The sequence below is a fragment of the Fibrobacter sp. genome, from assembly GCF_017545445.1.
GTDB lineage: Bacteria > Fibrobacterota > Fibrobacteria > Fibrobacterales > Fibrobacteraceae > Fibrobacter.
Genome location: NZ_JAFWOM010000052.1, coordinates 1 through 14,033, shown reverse-complemented (window position 1 = coordinate 14,033; position 14,033 = coordinate 1). Strand labels below are relative to the sequence as shown.

Sequence of the window (14,033 nt, the reverse complement as noted above, 5' to 3'; positions counted from 1 at the left end):
CGCGCCTCGCCAGCGGCGACCGTATAGACGTTGATGCAGTCCGAAACGAGCGCGTCGTACTGGGACTTGGTATAGGAATCGTATTCCACGCCCTTGACCTTCTTGTGGGCGAAACTGCCACGCGCCGAGTCCAGTGCGCAGCGGTTCGAGACGAGAGCCGCCGCGAGGTTCCCTGCTCCCGCGTGCTGGTAGAGTGCCACGCGGTCGCTGGTGCTCGCGACAAGCGCCTGGGCGAGCGCCCTGATGGAGGCGAAGTCAGCGGAGGTGTCGTTGAGTTCCAGGTGGACAATCTTGAAGTTCGCGCCGAGATAGCCGTTCCAGCCGCCGTTCCCCGTGAAAGCGGACGCGGCGGGGATTGTATCGTCACCGAACTTGGCGACGATGTGGTAGAAGTTGAGCTTGGCGGCTTCCGCAGCCTTTACTGCGTCAAGGGCGTCGGAGAAGGATTCAGCGTTGATGGCGACGATTTTCGCGGGGCAGGCGTCCTGTGCGAAAGCGCTTTCGACCATGCCGTAGAGCAGGGAGTCGGTGCCGAAAACTTCCGCATCCTCGGCGGATGAACATTCGAGGAAGTCGGGCGGGTTTTCCGCCTCGCTGGAGGCGGGGCCTACCAGCGCAAGCGTGTTTACGCTTGTCGTCGAGACGGTTGAAATCGCCTCGTTTATGCTTATCTTGACGATTGAGTCGATTATCTGGGCCATTTTGCCTCCTAGATGGGTTGCAGTTCCAGCGGGTGGACGGTCTCAATCCGTTCAATGCCGGAGGGTGTCTTGTCGATGAAGTTGAGCGTTGCCGTGAAGCGCCATTGGCGCACGTAGAAGTCGCCGTCGTAGGTGTCGATTTTCTCGATATTGGTGAAGTCCCAGACCGTGAAGCCGTTGTTCCGGGCGTATTCGATAAATGCGGGGAGCTGCAATTCGTTGCGAATCGCCCTGAGCGTGTCCCCGTCGCCTTCAACCTCGACGAAATGGACTGTCGCGACCTGTGAAAAACGGTAGTGGTGGTTTCCGGGCGGGGGCGTGAACTTCTCGCCATATTGGCGGACGCCGTCAATGCCGACGGAAACATATTTGCCGACGGGCGCGGGGCTGTTCGTCGGACTCTTGACAAACGGCGCGGAAAATTCCGCGCTGTCGTTGAAGTACTTGCAGATTGCGCCCTTGAGTTCGTCAACGGTCATTGCAGTCCTTTCGGGACTTGTGCCGCAGGAACCTTGCAAGCGATATACTTCCAATGAGTAATCTTAGGAAGGTTTCCAAAGACAAGTTCATCCGTAATTTCATACCAAAAGCCTCCCTGTTTCACGTAGCCGATTGCTTCCGTCCCTTCCTGTGTTCTCGCCGCGAGCCTTTCGCTGGAGTAGATTTTGACGACGCCCGTATTCCTTCCGCCCTCCTGGTAGGCAATCGCTTCTTCGCCCGTGACGGGCTGTATCGTGCCGCGCACCGTGCGCGTCGTGAATGTCCCTTCGACCATGTTCCCGAAGCTGTCCAGCGTGGGCTTGGACATTTCGTGATAGGTGAATGTCCTAGCGAATAGGGTGGCCACCGCAGAACCCCCGTAGAGGAACGCCGCCCGTGACTTGCGGACGCGGCGAATACTGTTTCTTGAGAAGGAGGAACTGTTGTCCGAAGCTGGTAGAGGAAAGCCAGCCGTCGTCACCCTCCGATTTCGTCGAGCCGAAGGAAACGGCAATGTCGCCCTCGCGCTTGCTCGCTATGGCTCCGGCCTCGCCGTCGCTTCCACGCCCTTCCAGTGCCGCGATGTGCGCGACCATGAGCGAAAGCGCATAGACGTAGGCTTTCTTGAAGTAGCAGGCGCCTACGTGATGCGAAGCGCCGAGAATCCATGCGTCAAGGCGCGGACTCTGCGCATATTCCTGGGGAAGGTACGCCACCAGTTCAGCTTTCTGCTGGTCGTCTATGGGAAGCGGAATCATAGGGCCGTTGCCGCCTTTTGCTGTTCCTGCTGTTTCTTCTTCGCTTCTTCCCATTCGGCGTCGAACTCGTCCAGTTCAGTCCGTCTCGCGGCAGCAGCCTTCTTTACGGAGCTGTTGGGCTTCTTCTGCGTCTTTTCAATGTCGTCAACGACCTGTCGCGTGCTTGCCCTGGAAATGGCGCTCGCCGCGACGTTGGCCGTGACTTTATGCTCGAAAACGAGCTTGCCGGAATCGCGCAGCGCCCTAATGACAGGGTGGGTCTCGTCGATGCTGCCGTCCGCGACTATGTTGGAGCCGGGAAGAAGCAGGATAGAGCCGATGTGGACTGTTCGTTTCTGGTTGTTCATTACGAGCATGGTGAGAGCCTCGGAAGTGCGGAAAAAGGAAGCTCCACCGCCCCGCGCAGCAAAGCTACGGGCGTTGCGGGGTGATGGAGCCGTTTGGGGACGGATGGATTCTTACAGGCCGTCGGCGTATGCGACGGCGTTGATGTTCTTGAACGCGACACCGCCGATTCTCGCGTAGCAGGGAACCATGTAGTGCAGCGATTTCTTCTGCGGTTCATCCTGCTTGAACGGGATGGGGATGCAGCGCGTAAGGACGCTGGGACTGTACTTGTAGATAACGGCTCGCGTGGTGCCGCCCTCGCCAGCTTCGTCCAGCTTGGCGCACTCCTTCCAGTTGACAAGTCCCTGGCTCGCGAAAACCTTCTTGAGGTATTCGAGGATGGTGAGGTCGCCGCCCGTTTCGTCCTTGGGCGTAGTGGACAGATAGACGAAAGCGTCGTGGGGCAGGAGAACAGTGTCCGCCTTGACTGTGCGCCTGGTGTTGTTGCGGACGGTGTCAATCATCGCCTGGAACGTGGCTATGATTTCGAGCAGGGTCTTGCCCCTGATGGCGGTTCCGCCGCCAGCTCCGGTAGGAACGACGACCATCGGCACGTTGGCGTTGTTGAGGAAACCCGTGGTATTCGCGTCCTTGTCGCCGACAAACAGCACCTCGTCCACCTTCTCGTCAATCTTGCGACGGGCAGTTTCCGCCTCGTCACGGGAAAGGTCGATGCCAGCGGTGAGCCACTGCATGAGTTCAAACTCGCTGTAGCCATAGGAAACGCCGTATTCGCGGATTTCGTTGGTCTTGAGTTCCAGCGCACGGGAAACGGGCGGCAGGTCTTCCGCATAGTCCGAAATGAGCTTGGCGATGCCCATTTCCGAAAGAACCTTGTAGGTCCATGTGCGGAGCCACTGTCCAATTCCAGCCTGGGGAGGGATGAACGAAAGCGCGTCGAGAGATTCGCGTTCAAGCCCGTAGGTTTCGTTTATAATCTGGTTGAACAGACGGGAGAGTTTGTTCAGTTCGCTGTCTTGAAAAATCATGCCTGTTCTCCTTATGCGATTTCCAGTTCAGCGAGTCCGCCGTCGGCAGCGTCGCTCTTGAAGGTTCCGCCCACGATTTGCGTGCCGCCCGTGGACGTGGCGGTGAAAGCGTTGTTCGTGTTGTTGACGTAGGCGGCATCCCCGGAAACGACCTCGCCGAGAACGCGAACCCAGATGCGTCCCTTCTTGAGCACATTGACTGTCATTCCCGCCTTGTAGGAGTCGTTGAACATCGTTCTTTGGGCGATGCCGATGAACACGCCAGCGGACTCTGCGGAGGCGCCAGCAGTGACCTGGTTTACGTCGCCGCCAAAGCCGCAGTCCTCGCTATATTCGGCGCTGAACACGTCGGCGTTGGCTTCCGCGCCAGCTGTCTTTGCCGTTATCGTGAGCTTGGTTTCGCTTGCTTCGGCGGTGTAGTCGCTTTCACTGTTCCAGGCGCTAGCAAGGGCTGTGAGAAGCGTTGCAACGGTGGATTCGCTGGTGACGCTCGCCGTGGCTACGGTTTCGCCATCAACCTTGACCGATACGGTGCCGGTGCTTGCCGTGGTCATTACGGGTTCGAGTTCGAGAACACGGGCTACGGCCTCGCTACCTGCAGGCTGGTTGACATAGACCTTTCCAGCTTCGCCAGCGACACCTTTCTTTGCCCAGAGCGCAAATCCGCCCTCGCTGTCCTTATCCTCTTGGAGGATGCCTGTCTCGATGGAGTGCGTTACGAACGGGAACGCAAGACCGGGGGCTGCTATCGCCCCGAACGGGGTAGTTTCAAATGCCATGTGCTAGCCCTCCTTCTTGATGGAAGCGGAGTTGATTTTCTCGTTCATGGCGTTGAAAGCCGCGTCGGTATCGAGAGCGTCGTTGAGCTTTTCCATGCTGGGAGCGAACGGGGAGCTTTTCTGTGCGGAGTCGCCCAGTTTCTGCATGGCGGCTTCGTAGGCGCCCTGGAGGTAGTCGGCGCTCTTTCCGTCAAGCACCATTTCGGGGTAGGCTTTCTTGATGATGGCGCCCTTGATGGCTTCCACGGAATCCTGGGCCTTAATGTCGATGCCGAGCTTCTGCGCCTTGGCGATAAAGGCGACCTTCTCGTCAACGAGACGGGCGATTTCCTTTTCGTCCTTGAGCGATGCCTTGAGCTGGTCGCGCTCGGTGATGGCTGCATCCCTGGCTGCGGTCATGGCGTCAAGCTGGGATTTGAGGGCCTTGTTGGATTCGATTGCGCTGTCACGCGCCTTTTCAGTCTCGTGGAGCGTGTAGATGACCTTTTCATCGGCCTCGTATTCCGCACCGTCGATAATGAATTTTCTACCCATGGTGTTTTCTCCTGCCCGTTGGCGGGCGTTATCGTTTTCGCAAAAGATTCGGTCGAAGTCGGAGCTGTCGCCGATTCTGAAACGCACACCGTCCCCAGCGCGTCCCTCGCGTACAAGCGCGATATGGTTGCAGCGGATATTCTTCATCACCTCGTCGTAATCGACGCCCTGCCAGTTGCCGCTGTCCTTGTAGAGTTCGGCATCGTAGCCGCATGAAACGGCGCGGACATGGCCATCAAGCATTTCCCTGATGGCGTCGGCATCCGTGACTGTCATTGTGACATAGGCGTTCAGCCCGTCCCAGCTTGCATCGTTGGCGGTGAATCCGACCTGGAGCTTCTTCGCGTTCTCCGGGGAAACGTCCTCCATCGGGTGGAGCAGGGTTACGGGCTTGCAGTTGAGTGTTGAAATGCTGTCTTGAGCAGAAACTTCCGTGACCGGGCGCAGCCTGCGCTTCAAACCTTCGGCGGTTCTGTAGCTGAACACGCCAGCACCAGTGACGCGGATTTTGCCCGTGAGATACCCTTCGGGGGTACGGGTGAAAACCGTCTGGTCGAAGTCCTTATAGTCGCGGAACGATTCGTTCATGTCGCCAAAACTAGCGGCAGGAACGCTCTACAAGGCGTTTTCGCCTAAAGGCTTATAAATAGCCCCAAAAACACCAAAAAACGCGCTACAAGCGCGGTATGTGGTTTGTAGAGGCTAATTCAATGACTTATATTGTTTGAAAACGAAATGGAGACGGATATGGCCAAAATATTCTTGAACCCCGAAGACAACGAGAGCCTGAAAGATGTTTATACCAAGGTATTCCAGGAAGCGGATGAAATCTATTTAGCAACAGCTTTTTTGACGGAATGGAGTTTTAGCAAAGTCAAACTGGGAAGTTGCAAGCAGTTTGTCGCCATTATTGGAACTCACTTTGGATTGACAAAGAAACAGGCTTGCAGGGATTTGATGAAATGGTTGCCGGAGTCTCTTAGGTCTCACATATACGCATTTCCCTTTGAACAGCAGAGTACATTTCACCCGAAGGTACTTGTTTGGAAAAAAGACGAAAAGTTCTTTAGTCTCATAGGTTCTTCAAATCTCACAAGCGCAGCATTGAACAAAAACTATGAGATAAATGTAAAGAACGAAATTGAAGCGAAAGACTACGAAAGAATAGTGGAATGGTTCAAGGATAGAAGCGACGAGTCTCAAGTAATGTCTCAAAGCTGGATTGATTCCTATGAGGAATCAAAAGTTGTTTATAAGTCCAAGAATGGGAAAAAAGAGCCTAACGAAAAAGTCTTTGATGTGAGATTGCCTCAAAACTCTGAAAGCAGGAAATGGCTTGAAGGTCGCCGAAAGCAGATGAAAGTTTTCAAGAGATATAAAGCAAAACTATTTGATTTGATGAAAGAAAATGCAGCCGGGCGTTTATCAAATAAAAAATTCTGGGAAGATTTTTGCGAGATATGGCATGCTAGATTTGATGAAGAAAATCAATTTAGATTTCAAAACAACGGCGTTGAAAGAAGTTGTTCTAAGGCTAATTGGCATGAAGCGACGAATGCATTTATGTTTATTTATAAAAAATCCGAAAAATGCAGTGTTTTTGAATTGGATAAGATTGTAGCAGAACAAATTGATAGATTAAAAAGAAAGAAAAATCCGGCAAGAAAAGCTTGGCTTTCAGAAATGTTATGTCAGTTCTTCCCAAACACATATCCCTTGCTGGACGACCCCGTAAATCAATGGGTTAAGAACATTGGATGGAAATTAGATAGAGGTGGAAGTGAAGGTAAGAAGTATATTGACTTAGCAACACGTCTAAGAAGTGTCGTGAAAGAAAATAAACCTTTTGTGAATAATCTTGCAGAGCTGGATATTTTGATGCAGCTCTAAGTAAAATTCAAACAAAGATTTTTTTTGCTGGTTAGAGAAAATCCCGCTTTGAGGCGGGGCGAAAATGGATGGGAAAGATTAGTACATTGTTCCGAACTTTAATGAATAACCCATTTGGGATAAGTGTATTAGGTATGGAGCAATTTCGTTGATAGTTGTTTTTTCTTTCGCGATAAACATGATTTCGTCTTTGTCGAGTTTGTTCTGCAAATTTTCCCTGGAACGTAGTTCTTCAATATAACTCCACAATTCCATTTCGTTTGTGAATTTTGTGTACTTGTTTGTTCCGACAACTCCAATTTCATTCAGGCTAACGGCGAAAGAAACGGAGTCTTTGTCGTTGAAATAAGTAAAATTCAGCTCCATGTAGTTTTCGGCACACTCGCGGTCTTTTTCGAGTTCCTTCAATCTTTTTTGATATTTCTCGTCAGCTGTCATGCCAGCTTCCGCTTTCTCGTTGAGTAATTGACGAATTATTCCTCTCGGGCCACGGCATGGGTGATTGTTATCCCGTTCATTATTGTACAAATATGGAGAAATAGGGTTCTTGAAATCTTTTCCGAGAGCGACCTTAATATCCTTAAATCCGAATATATGTGCCGTTACTATGGTGCGCGTGAGCGCTTTGAAACTGTTCAGTCCGCCGATGTGAATGTGGGCCGTGGCGGGTCTGGGGTTCATTTTTCTTAATTTTTTGTCCAATGGCAAAATTGTAAGCGAATGCGACTTGTCTTCTTCTATGTCCTTAATCGGTTCACCAACCTTTTCACCGTCAAACGAAATGTCCTTATGCGTTACGTCTATCACGATTTTATCGGATGAAGGCGTCAAGAACTCCTTTTCCTCGTTGCATCCTGCGAACAGAAGTATGAAGATAAACAACCAAGCGTATTTGACCATGTGTTGACTCCTGTTTTGCAATTTTGGAGAACTTGTTATAAGGATGAAATGCTCCTTCCAATATAGGAAAAGATTAGCGCATCAGTTCCCTGTATAGGGTCACGCTGGCTCTCCACCAGGTCTGCCAGCAAAAGAAAATGTCGTTGAAGCCATTTTCCTTTATGTGCTTGTAGTTTCTTACGAAAAAGAACGCCGCAAACACGACGCAGAGCTTGATGAATAGAAGGATGCGGAGCATCCAGACCATAAGCCAAAGTTTGTATTCGTTCATAATAGGATGCAAGCTAGTAAAAAGATGGTTCCAAGCGTGCAAACAGTTGTTGCTTAATGAATGCGCAAAACCTAATTTAGTTAGGTTTAAAGGATGTTTTTTTACAAAAAACGCTCCTTTTGACACTTTGTGACTTGAAATTGAATATAAATTGAAAAAATCAAAGAAAATTCAAAAATCCTTTGATTGTAGTGTAATCGAAAATACTATTATGGTGTTCAAAAAAGGAATGGGTCATAATGTTCAAAACGCTCGTCGATAATTCATCTTCTTCGCTTTCCATGGTTGAGACGCTAAAACAGTGTTTGATGGAACCTGGTCTGCAAGAGGTGGATATTGCCACGGGTTATTGGGACATTCCTGGACTTGCCTTAATTCAGGCTGAATTGGATGCGTTCTTACAACAGCCAGACACGCGGTTCAATTTGCTCATCGGGAAGGACCCTTATGTTTATGCGAACCAACTCAAGGAGCCTAAATATAAGGACGCTACCTTCCCAGATGATTTTATTAGAACGGACATTGAAAGCCTGGAGCTGAAAGACGAATTTCAGAATGCCGTAAAACTCCTGTTGAAGTATTGCGATAACAGCGAAAATTCTAAAATCCAAATTCGCATCTTTCGTAAAAACGAAAAAGACGAAACACAGTTTCTTCATTCTAAGTGCTACATATTCAAGTATAAGGACCATTCCTATGGCCTTATCGGCAGCAGCAATTTTACAGCCAAGGGCTTGCAAGGAAATGCCGAACTCAACCACTTTGACAATGACTCTTCCTTTGTTCTAGCGGAGCCCAAAGAAGGCGCCCCTGCAAAGGGCCATCGTTTTTGGTTTTATGAAAAATGGGAACTGTCTGAATGCTGGAATAAGGTGTTCCTGGAACAGATTCTAAAAAAAGCCCCGATTGGTGAAAAGGCTCAAAAGGAACTTGAAGAAGAATCAGAACCGACATGGGCTTATACGCCGTATGAGCTATATATCCGTTATCTTCAAAATCAGTTCGGCGACATTGCCGACAGTAGTCAAGATACAACGTTGAAATCCTATCTTCCCAAGGATTACAAGAGTTTTACTTACCAGCTGGACGCAGTAAAGCAGTGCTTCTTTATTATGAAGCAGTACAACGGGTTTATTCTTTCGGACGTTGTGGGGCTTGGAAAGACTGTTGTCGGAACATTGATTATTAAAAAGTTTATCGAGGAACACGCTTCCTATGAGGGCCGTTCTGCAAATGTGCTTATCGTAACACCTCCCGCGATTAAGTCCGGCTGGTTGGACACGATTAGAGATTTTGATGAAGATGCCCCGACTGCAATTACGCCTTACATTGACTTTATCACGACGGGCAGTATCGGAAATCTTTTGACGGACGATGATGAAGATGGAAATGATGATGGTGCGTTCACGGAAAGCCTGAAGGATAAGGAATATGGCCTTATCATCATAGACGAAAGCCATAATTTTAGAAACCACAAGACGAAAAAGTATCAAGACTTGGACAACCTGATTTCGAGAATTGCTCAGCAACATATCGCTCCTTTTGTCGGGCTGCTTTCTGCCACTCCGCAGAACAACTCGCCGCAGGACATTTACAATCAAATCAAGTTCTTCGAGAGGAATCCGAATAACACGAAGTTGCCGACGATTGAGGGCGGAAAACTCGATTCCTTCTTTAGCAACATGGAGAAGGAGTTCCAACAGTGTAGAAAACTGGAAGATAGGCGTGAAGCAAAGATTCGCCTCAAATACCTTTCTAAACAGATTCGCGAAAAGGTTCTTGACCAGCTCCTGGTTAGAAGAACTCGAACAGATATTAAGAAATACTACTCCAAATACAATGAAGATTTGACCTTCCCTGAATTGAGGGGGCCAAAGAGAATAGACTACATCATGGATTTGGAATTGGCAGATTTGTTCTATAATACCATTCAGGCGATTTTGCCGCCCAATGAATTGAATCTACTGGATAATACCAAACATTTGGGGTATCACCGCTATCAGGCGATTAGGTATTTTAAGGACGAAGAAAACAAGAAGTTCTACGAAAAGAACAACTTGACTGTTGACATGACGACCGAGCAGCTGGCTTCAATGATGAAAAAACTGCTTGTGAAACGTTTGGAAAGCAGCTTGCCTGCTTTCAAGAATACTCTTTGTGCTCTATGGGATGCAACAAAGAACATGATAAAGATGCTTGAACGAAATGTCGTCTTTATCTGCCCTGATATTGATGTAAATCGTGAGTTTTTCGACAAGAATGATGAACCGTTGCCTTTTGATTCTGTCTGTGAAAACATCCGTAGCAGAATTGAAAAGAAGCAAGGCAATAATCGCGAATACAGGGCTGACGATTTCCGAGAGGAATATCTTGAGCGTTTGAGAGAAGATGAACGGATTCTGGACGGCTTATGCAAACGTTGGAATCGTGTTTCCGTTGACCCGAAGCTGGAACAGTTTAAGGAATGTTTAAGAGAAGAATTTTTTGATAAGCGAAAGAACACCTCCCAAAAACTGGTTATCTTTACGGAAGCCGTTGATACGATGAAAGAACTGGAAAAAGTCGTAAAGGCAATTCATCTTCCCAAAAACAGAAGGCTTCGTCCTCTCGCCATTTCTGCCGCCAATCGCGATGCGATGAAGGAAGTGATTAAGCAGAACTTTGACGCGAACTACAAAGGTGAAATGAAAGATGATTACGATGTTATCATCACGACAGAAGTTCTTGCAGAAGGTGTAAACCTACATCGTTCAAACACAATCCTCAATTATGACACACCCTGGAATGCGACAAAATTGATGCAGCGCATTGGCCGTGTGAACCGAATTGGTTCTAAAGAGCCTTTTGTCTATGTTTACAATTTCTATCCCAGCGCAACGGGAAATGAACAGTTGATGCTTATTGAAATCGCTTTTGCTAAGCTGCAAACATTCCACACGATGTTTGGCGAGGATAGCAAAATTTTCAGCGAGGACGAAGAAATCTCCGAGGCGAATTTCACCCAAAACTTTGATGGCGAGGAATCGCCTTATAGCAAGTTTATTTCGGAATTGAAACAGTTCCAGGAAAATAATGCAGAACGCTTCAAGGAGCTCATGGAAATGCCGATGGATAACATGGGCGGACAGTTGCGACAGGATTGTACAAACGGTTGCTTCGCGGTACGTTCGCTCCAGCAGGGAATGTTGAATCTTTTTGCTGATGATAAGGGCAATATCAAAACGGTTTCTCCACTTGAATTTGCTGACTACTTGAAAACAAATTCGTTGAATATTTTCGTTAAGCCTGAAAGTCGTGAACTTTACGAAACAATGAAGGATTCTGCAATCATTGAGTTCAGCAAACACATCACTCACTCCATTCATGCGAAAGACATTAACGATAAGCAGAAAAATGCCCTGGCTGCTATTGCAAAAATCCGCTTAATGCTTACAGATGATGCCGCGTTTGCTTCCTTGAAGGCTGCTGAAAGAGCAGTAAAGGATAAGAATGTCGATGTGATTAAGGCTGTGCTGAAATGGGAAGAAGATTACGACCGTTCTGGCGCGTCAATGTTCGGCTTGAATAGCGACGTAAACGATTGGGTCAAGAATGCGTTCAAGACCGTTACGGAAAAGGCCAAGTTGAAAAAAGGCGAAGCGTATATCGCGCTTTACGAAATGAACTAGGAATTATACAAGGGACAAAACAATGGACAAGAAACAGGTTAAAACAGTTCTTACGGGTGATTTCTCTGGAATTGATAATTTCATAGAAAACATCATTTATCCTATCTTCGGCGAGGAATGCTTTGAAAAGAAGGATGTGCCGGAACAACTGGTGACAAGCGAATCAAAGGCCGCTGCGGATATAGCAAATGTTTCGTCTATTCTGAATATCGGAACGATAAGCAATATCAAATCGGAAGATATTGAGTTGTTCGATGTGACCTTGAAAAATACCTCGGATATTTCTCGTTCCAGGGTTGGCATCCAGCGCCTTATAAGGTCTGCGCTGTCCCAGTATTCCCATGCGTTTATTGTTTTCCATTACAAAGATTGTGAAAATAAGGAATGGCGTTTCTCTTATCTCCACAAGGAGGGAACACTAAAGAATACGACCTCCGCCAAAAGATACACCTACGTTTTTGGCAATGAACACAATCCTAGAACGGCAACGGAACGATTTGAAATACTCGCCAATTCCAAGAAGACGGACGATGATTTGATAAATGCTTTTTCTGTTGAAGCTCTTTCTAAAGAATTTTTTGACAAGTACGAGGAACTTTACAACTCCTTCGTTGAATATATGATTATCACTCCGGCAATGCAAAAGAGCTTTAAAACGGTCATTGCCAAATATGATACCGGGGATGATGAAAATGATGTTGAGGAAATTTACAAGACAAAATACAAGCCCCTTCGTGACTATGTAAAGAAAATGATGGGCCGTTTGGTGTTCCTGTATTTCTTGGAACGAAAAGGCTGGTTGAATGGCGACAAAAAGTATTTAACGAAACTTTTTGATGAAACAAGCGAGAAAAAGGATTTCTTGGATAATGTACTTGAACCGTTGTTCTTTGGCGTACTAAACACTCCGCAGAGAATGCGTTCCGAGAAATTCAAGGAAATGGGTTGGAGCACTGCGGCTATTCCTGGTCTTTCCTCGATTCCTTATTTGAATGGTGGTTTGTTCGAACAGGATGAACTTGATAAGAGGGACGCAAAATTCCCGGAAGATTACTTTGAAAAACTGTTTGACTTCTTTAGTGAATACAACTTCACTGTGGATGAAAACGACCCCAATGACGAAGAAATGGGCATTGACCCGGAAATGTTGAGTGTTATTTTTGAAAGCCTTCTTGAAGATAATAAGGGTAAAGGCGCCTTTTATACTCCCAAAGAAGAAGTGCTCTATATGTGCAGCGAGTCCATCATTGCTTACTTGAGCGAAAAGTCTGGGATAAAGGAAAAGATTATTCGGAAATTCATTGAAAATCTTGACGATGAAAACATCCCGGAGGAAATCGAAGAAAACAAACGTCTGCTACTCAAGCTCATTGAAAACGTAAAGATTTGTGACCCTGCAATAGGCAGTGGTGCGTTCCCGATGGGAATGCTGAATCTGTTGCTAAGAATAAGGCTCGCTCTCTATCCTCGAAAGAATAAAGATGCAAATGAAATCGCCCGATTGAAGAAGGATATTATTCAGAATAACATTTATGGTGTAGATATTGAAAAGGGCGCGATTGATATTGCTCGACTTCGTTTTTGGCTTTCCATCGTTGTAAATAGTGATGAACCGGAACCCCTGCCGAACTTTGATTATAAATTTATGCAGGGAAATAGCCTCATTTCAACATTCGATGGCCATTATGTGGAAATGAGCCTTGATAATACTAAAACGGGTAAAGGCGAACGTGTTTCCGCGGGCGTTACTGTGCAGAAGAATTTGAATGAACTTGTGGATTTGCGTCAAGAATTTTACAGCCTGTCTGGAAAGGATAAATACAACAAAGAGATTGAAATCAAGAAATTGACTCTTGATACGTTAAAATCCATTTTCTCCGCAGAACTGGCCTCGTTAAAAGAAAATCCCTATGAACAATTAAGTTTAGGTTTTGCCGGAGGTCTAAATGCAAAGGCGCAAAAAGAGTTTGACGAAATCAAACGACAGCAAAAGGAAATTTCATCCTTAATCAAGAAAATAGATGAACTAGCAACGGCTTTATATTACAGCGGAGCAACGTACGCGGAGAGAGCGAAGACAGATATAAACTTCTTTGACTGGAAATTCTGTTTCAGCGATGTTGTGATGGACCGTGGTGGTTTCGATATTGTAATCGGCAATCCTCCGTACATTCAGTTGCAAAAGGATGGTGGTAAACTCGCCGCCATGTACGAAAAATGTGGCTTTTCTAGTTTTGCAAAGACTGGTGATATTTATTGCCTTTTCTATGAAAAAGCTTTGCAACTGCTAAGTGATGATGGACTCTGCTGCTTTATTACCAGTAATAAGTGGATGCGTGCCGCTTACGGTGAGAAATTACGTGAACTTTTTGCTAATCACACCAATCCTAGAATACTAATTGATTTTGCTGGAGTAAAAGTTTTTGATTCCGCGACTGTTGATACAAACATATTGTTATATCAAAAGACGGAGAATAAACACAAGACTGTTGCTTGTGTGACAAAGAACATGAGTAAAGATGACTTAAAAAAATTGAGCGTTTACGTTCAGCAAAATTCAACCGATATGAATTTTAATAATTCTGACAGTTGGGTTATACTGTCTTCTTTAGAACAAACGATTAAACAGAAAATAGAGAAAATAGGCAAGCCACTTAAAAACTGGAATATAACCAT

13 protein-coding genes are annotated in these 14,033 nt (G+C 46.9%); 3 read left to right on the top strand and 10 right to left on the bottom strand.

All coding sequences use genetic code 11. The features are described from left to right. The 8 genes from IKG78_RS05955 to IKG78_RS05920 all read right to left on the bottom strand — a co-directional run. Window positions 1-701 (bottom strand): hypothetical protein (locus IKG78_RS05955; RefSeq protein WP_290940851.1); only part of this gene is annotated, 701 nt, incomplete at its 3' end. Between the two features lie 8 nt (window positions 702-709). Next, complete coding sequence (locus tag IKG78_RS05950) at window positions 710-1,180, bottom strand: hypothetical protein (RefSeq protein ID WP_074207716.1); 471 nt, start codon at window positions 1,178-1,180, stop codon at window positions 710-712. After that, the gene (locus tag IKG78_RS05945) at window positions 1,177-1,509 is read right to left on the bottom strand and encodes a hypothetical protein (RefSeq protein ID WP_290940848.1); all 333 of its coding nucleotides are present in this window, start codon (window positions 1,507-1,509) and stop codon (window positions 1,177-1,179) included. The genes IKG78_RS05950 and IKG78_RS05945 overlap by 4 nt, the downstream gene beginning before the upstream one ends. Before the next feature lie 19 nt (window positions 1,510-1,528). Then, a complete protein-coding gene (locus IKG78_RS05940) occupies window positions 1,529-1,939 on the bottom strand; it encodes a DUF4054 domain-containing protein (RefSeq protein ID WP_290940845.1) in 411 nt (136 codons plus the stop codon). Beyond that, the gene (locus tag IKG78_RS05935; RefSeq protein WP_290940842.1) at window positions 1,936-2,286 is read right to left on the bottom strand and encodes a hypothetical protein; all 351 of its coding nucleotides are present in this window, start codon (window positions 2,284-2,286) and stop codon (window positions 1,936-1,938) included. Before IKG78_RS05935 ends, IKG78_RS05940 begins: the two co-directional genes overlap by 4 nt. A gap of 111 nt (window positions 2,287-2,397) precedes the next feature. Continuing rightward, window positions 2,398-3,315, bottom strand: coding sequence for a major capsid family protein (locus IKG78_RS05930; RefSeq protein ID WP_088656768.1), 918 nt, complete (start codon window positions 3,313-3,315; stop codon window positions 2,398-2,400). 11 nt (window positions 3,316-3,326) lie between these two features. Continuing rightward, complete coding sequence (locus IKG78_RS05925; RefSeq protein ID WP_290940838.1) at window positions 3,327-4,094, bottom strand: hypothetical protein; 768 nt, start codon at window positions 4,092-4,094, stop codon at window positions 3,327-3,329. 3 nt (window positions 4,095-4,097) lie between these two features. After that, complete coding sequence (locus tag IKG78_RS05920) at window positions 4,098-5,216, bottom strand: DUF2213 domain-containing protein (protein ID WP_290940835.1); 1,119 nt, start codon at window positions 5,214-5,216, stop codon at window positions 4,098-4,100. Between the two features lie 159 nt (window positions 5,217-5,375). Between IKG78_RS05920 and IKG78_RS05915 the strand changes: the two genes are divergently transcribed. Next, window positions 5,376-6,518 carry a phospholipase D family protein gene (locus IKG78_RS05915; RefSeq protein WP_290940833.1) on the top strand — a complete coding sequence of 381 codons (1,143 nt, stop codon included), beginning with the start codon at window positions 5,376-5,378 and terminating at the stop codon, window positions 6,516-6,518. A gap of 78 nt (window positions 6,519-6,596) precedes the next feature. Here IKG78_RS05915 and IKG78_RS05910 read toward each other — a convergent pair whose 3' ends face one another. Both IKG78_RS05910 and IKG78_RS05905 read right to left on the bottom strand, forming a co-directional pair. Further along, a complete protein-coding gene (locus IKG78_RS05910) occupies window positions 6,597-7,418 on the bottom strand; it encodes a hypothetical protein (protein ID WP_290940830.1) in 822 nt (273 codons plus the stop codon). A gap of 73 nt (window positions 7,419-7,491) precedes the next feature. Then, entirely contained in the window at window positions 7,492-7,689 is a 198-nt protein-coding gene (locus IKG78_RS05905; protein ID WP_290940827.1) for a hypothetical protein, read from the bottom strand. 239 nt (window positions 7,690-7,928) lie between these two features. Between IKG78_RS05905 and IKG78_RS05900 the strand changes: the two genes are divergently transcribed. After that, window positions 7,929-11,357: a helicase-related protein gene (locus IKG78_RS05900; RefSeq protein ID WP_290940824.1), complete on the top strand. Its 3,429-nt coding sequence runs from the start codon at window positions 7,929-7,931 to the stop codon at window positions 11,355-11,357. A 22-nt stretch (window positions 11,358-11,379) separates the two neighbouring features. Next, window positions 11,380-14,033: Eco57I restriction-modification methylase domain-containing protein (locus IKG78_RS05895; protein ID WP_290940822.1), on the top strand; the 2,654-nt coding region annotated here is incomplete at its 3' end.